The organism is Rhizobacter sp. P1_G5, assembly GCF_056405435.1.
Window position 1 is genome coordinate 1 of sequence record NZ_JBFUCB010000576.1, and the last position, 3,882, is coordinate 3,882.

General features: G+C 72.2%; 5 protein-coding genes and 1 pseudogene. 5 read left to right on the top strand and 1 reads right to left on the bottom strand.

Annotated features, from left to right (window positions below; all coding sequences use genetic code 11):
* The 5 genes from AC1D12_RS27230 to soxA form a co-directional block, all read left to right on the top strand.
* On the top strand, positions 1-1,144 hold a 1,144-nt coding region (locus tag AC1D12_RS27230), incomplete at its 5' end, for a xanthine dehydrogenase family protein molybdopterin-binding subunit (protein WP_477844149.1).
* A complete protein-coding gene (soxX, locus tag AC1D12_RS27235; protein WP_477844151.1) occupies positions 1,144-1,560 on the top strand; it encodes a sulfur oxidation c-type cytochrome SoxX in 417 nt (138 codons plus the stop codon). The genes AC1D12_RS27230 and soxX, both read left to right, overlap by 1 nt.
* A complete protein-coding gene (locus AC1D12_RS27240; RefSeq protein WP_477827040.1) occupies positions 1,557-2,006 on the top strand; it encodes a SoxY-related AACIE arm protein in 450 nt (149 codons plus the stop codon). Before soxX ends, AC1D12_RS27240 begins: the two co-directional genes overlap by 4 nt.
* A gap of 7 nt (positions 2,007-2,013) precedes the next feature.
* Positions 2,014-2,334 carry a thiosulfate oxidation carrier complex protein SoxZ gene (soxZ, locus tag AC1D12_RS27245; RefSeq protein WP_477827039.1) on the top strand — a complete coding sequence of 107 codons (321 nt, stop codon included), beginning with the start codon at positions 2,014-2,016 and terminating at the stop codon, positions 2,332-2,334.
* A 3-nt stretch (positions 2,335-2,337) separates the two neighbouring features.
* Positions 2,338-3,093, top strand: coding sequence for a sulfur oxidation c-type cytochrome SoxA (gene soxA, locus AC1D12_RS27250; protein ID WP_477844153.1), 756 nt, complete (start codon positions 2,338-2,340; stop codon positions 3,091-3,093).
* Between the two features lie 4 nt (positions 3,094-3,097).
* Here the strand turns inward: soxA and AC1D12_RS27255 are convergent.
* Positions 3,098-3,882 (bottom strand): annotated as a pseudogene (locus AC1D12_RS27255) (MFS transporter); the annotation flags it as partial.

Genomic DNA, 3,882 nt, shown 5'->3' on the forward strand with positions numbered 1-3,882 from the left:
GTTCACGCCCGCGTCCGACGGCATGCCGGCGCGCTGCGAGGTCTGGACGCCGACGCAGAGCGGCGAGGCGGCGCACGCGGCGGCGGTCGAGGCGTCCGGCCTGCCGGCCGCGCAGTGCGAGGTCTACAAGCTGCTGCTCGGCGGCGGCTTCGGCCGGCGCGGCGCGGTGCACGACTGGGTGCACCAGGCGGTCGCGATCGCGAAGGAAATGCCCGGCACGCCGGTCAAGCTGATCTGGTCGCGCGAGGAGGACATGACGCACGGCCGCTACCACCCGATCACGCAGTGCAAGCTGCGCGCCGGCTTCGATGCGGCCGGCAACCTGACGGCGCTGCACATGCGGATCTCCGGGCAGTCGATCCTGGCCGGCGTGTTCCCGCAGAACATCCGCGACGGCAAGGACCCGGTGGTGTTCCAGGGCCTGAACGCGCCCGGCCCCGAGGCGTCGATCGGCTACAGCGTGCCGAACCTGCTGATCGACCATGCGATGCGCAACCCGCACGTGCCGCCGGGTTTCTGGCGCGGCGTGAACCTGAACCAGAACACGATCTACCTCGAGTGCTTCATTGACGAGCTCGCGCTGGCGGCCAGGCAGGACCCGCTCGCGTTCCGCCGCAAGCTGATGAGCCAGCATCCGAAGCACCTGGCGGTGCTGAACGCGGCGGCCGAACGCGCCGGCTGGGGCAAGCCGGCGCCGAAGGGCGTGTTCCGCGGGATCGCGCAGACGATGGGCTTCGGCAGCTACGTTGCCGCGGTGGCCGAGGTGTCGGTCGACAAGGACGGCAAGCTGAAGGTGCACCGCATCGTCGCGGCCACCGACCCCGGGCACGCCGTCAACCCGCAGCAGATCGAGGCGCAGGTCGAGGGATCGTTCGTCTACGGGCTGTCGGCCGCGCTGTACGGCGGCTGCACCGTGAAGGACGGGCGAATCGAGCAGACCAACTTCGACACCTACCCGGTGCTGCATCTCGACGAGATGCCCAAGGTGGAGACGGTGGTGATGCCGTCGGGGGGCTTCTGGGGCGGGGTCGGCGAGCCGACGATCGCGGTCGCGGCGCCGGCGCTGCTGAACGCGATCTTCGCGGCCACCGGGCAGCGCATCCGCGAGCTGCCGTTGAAGAACCACTCGCTGAAGAAGGCCTGATGCGGGCGATGGCGATGGGCTCAGTGGCGGCAGTGATGGTGGCATGTGCATCGCCGGTGCCGCGCGATGCGCTGCCGCAGCCGCTGACGCCGGTGCCCGGCGACGCGGCGCGCGGGCGTGCGATCGTCGCGAGCCGGCAGGCGGGCCTGTGCCTGCTGTGCCACCCSGSGCCSATCCCCGARGAGCGCTTCCAGGGCAACCTCGCSCCCGACCTGGCCGGTGCCGGCGCGCGCTGGTCGGCCGCGCAGCTGCGGTTGCGCGTCGTCGATGCGCGCCGGCTGAACCCGCAGACGATCATGCCGCCGTACCACGACATCGGCGGCCTGCAGCGTGTCGGCGCGGCATGGCAGGGGCGGCCGGTGCTCGATGCGCAGCAGGTCGAGGACGTCGTGGCCTGGCTGGTGACGCTGCAGTGAACACCGCACTGCAGCGCCGCGAACTGTTGCAGTTCGGCCTCGCCGCCGGCGGCCTGCTGCTGGTGCGGCCGGCGCGCGCGACCAGCTTCGAGATGCAGTCGGCGATTGCGGACTATGCGTCCGGCGCACCGGTGAAGCCGGGCAAGGTGAAGTTCGACATCCCGCCGCTGGTCGAGAACGGCAACGGCGTGCCGATCACCCTCAGCGTCGACAGCCCGATGACGGCGGCCGAGCACGTCACCGGCATCGCGGTGTTCAACGAGCGCAATCCGCAGCGCGACGTGGTGCGCTTCACGCTGGGGCCGCGCGCCGGCCGCGCAGTGGTGTCGACGCGGATCCGGCTCGCGACCTCGCAGCAGCTGGTGGCGGTGGCGCGGCTGAGCGACGGCACGTTCTGGTCGCAGGGCGTCGACGTGCTGGTCACGCTGGCCGCCTGCCTGGAGTGAACGCGCGATGGCCCGCACGCTGATCACCGCACCGGCCACCGCGAAGCGCGGCGAGGTGATCGAGCTGCGCACCCTGATCGCGCACCCGATGGAGACCGGTTTCCGGCCGGGCGCCGACGGCCTGCTGCTGCCGCGCAACCTGATCACGCGCTTCAGCTGCCGCTACAACGACGAGCTGGTGTTCAGCGCCGACCTGCATGCGGCGATGGCGGCCAACCCGTACATCGCGTTCTTCACCACCGCGACCGTGAGCGGCACGCTGAGCTTCCGCTGGGAGGGCGACCACGGCTTCTCCCAGACCGAGACGGTGGCGATCAGCGTGAGCTGAGCGATGCGGCGCGCGCTGGGGCTGGTCCTGCTGGTGGTGACGATGGCGTCCGCGCAGGAGATGCGCCGCTCGGGCTTCGACGACATGAGCCCGTCGACGCAGGCGATGCAGCGCGACGATGCGCAGAACCCGGCGATGCTGTGGGTCCAGGACGGCGCGGCGCTGTGGGCGCGTGCGCCGTCGCCATCGGCCCCGGCCTGCGCGGGCTGCCACGGCGACGCGCGCGCATCGATGCGTGGCGTGGCGGCGCGCTACCCGGCGTATGACGAGGCCCTCGCGCGGCCGATCGACCTGGCGATGCGCATCAACCGGTGCCGCGAGACGCGACAGGGCGCGTCGCGGCTCGCACCCGACAACCAGGAACTGCTCGGGCTCGAAAGCTACATCGCGCTGCAGTCGCGTGGGGTGCCGATCGAGCCGCCTGCCGATGCGCGGCTGCTGCCGTGGCGCGAGCGCGGCGAGGCGCTGTACCGCGAACGCATCGGCCAGCTGAACCTGTCGTGCGCGCAATGCCATGACGAGCGGGCAGGCCAGCGACTGGGCGGCGGCCTGATCCCGCAGGGCCATGCGAACGGCTACCCGCTGTACCGACTCGAATGGCAGGGCGTCGGGTCGCTGCTGCGGCGCATCCGCAACTGCATGACCGGCGTGCGTGCGCAGCCGCTGCCGGCGGAATCGCCGGAGTTCACCGCGCTCGCGCTCTACCTGGCGTGGCGCGACCGCGGGATGGCGATGGAGTCGCCCGCGGTGCGCCCCTGATCGCTCAGCGCGCCGTGTTGCGCAGTGACGCGACCAACGCGATCAGCGCCATCACGACCAGCAGCCCGCCGTAGCCGAGCGTCGTGGCGTGCAGGCCGAACAGGCCGGTGCCGAGGCCGGCGATGATGGCCGGCACGCTGAACGCCAGGTAGCTCAGTGCGAAGAAGCCTGCCATCAGCCCGGCGCGCTCGTGCGGCGCCGCCAGCGGCACCAGGCTGCGCACCGCGCCGTTGAAGCCGGCGCCGAAGCCGAGTCCGGCCACCAGCGTGCCGCCGAAGAACGCGAGGCCCGAGCCGGCATGCACGCCGATCAGCGTCGACGACAGGCCGATCACCAGCGCCAGCGCGCTGCCGGCCAGCACCGCGGGCGCTGGGCGCAGGCGCACCCAGCCGATCGCTGCGGCGCCCGCCAGCACCAGCGTCGCGATCAGCGCGCCGCCGGTCGTGGGTGCGGTGGTCCCGGTGACCAGCTTCGCGAGCGTCGGCCCGAGCGACAGATAGAAGCCGCCGAGCGCCCAGCTCGCGGTGTTGAGCGGCAGGATGCGCCACAGCGTGGCACGCGCAGCCGGCGGGATCGCGATGCGCGGACGCAGCGATTGCCAGACACCCGGCCGGCGTGTCACCGTGTCGGGCAGGAACAGCGCGGCCAGCGTCTGCAGCGCGAGGATCGCCAGCAGCACGTCGAACACCAGGTGCATCGGCGCCGGCGCGAACTGCACCAGCGCGCTCGCACCGAGTGCGCCGACGGCCATGCCGAACATCGGCGCGACGCTGTTGAACAGCGCACCGC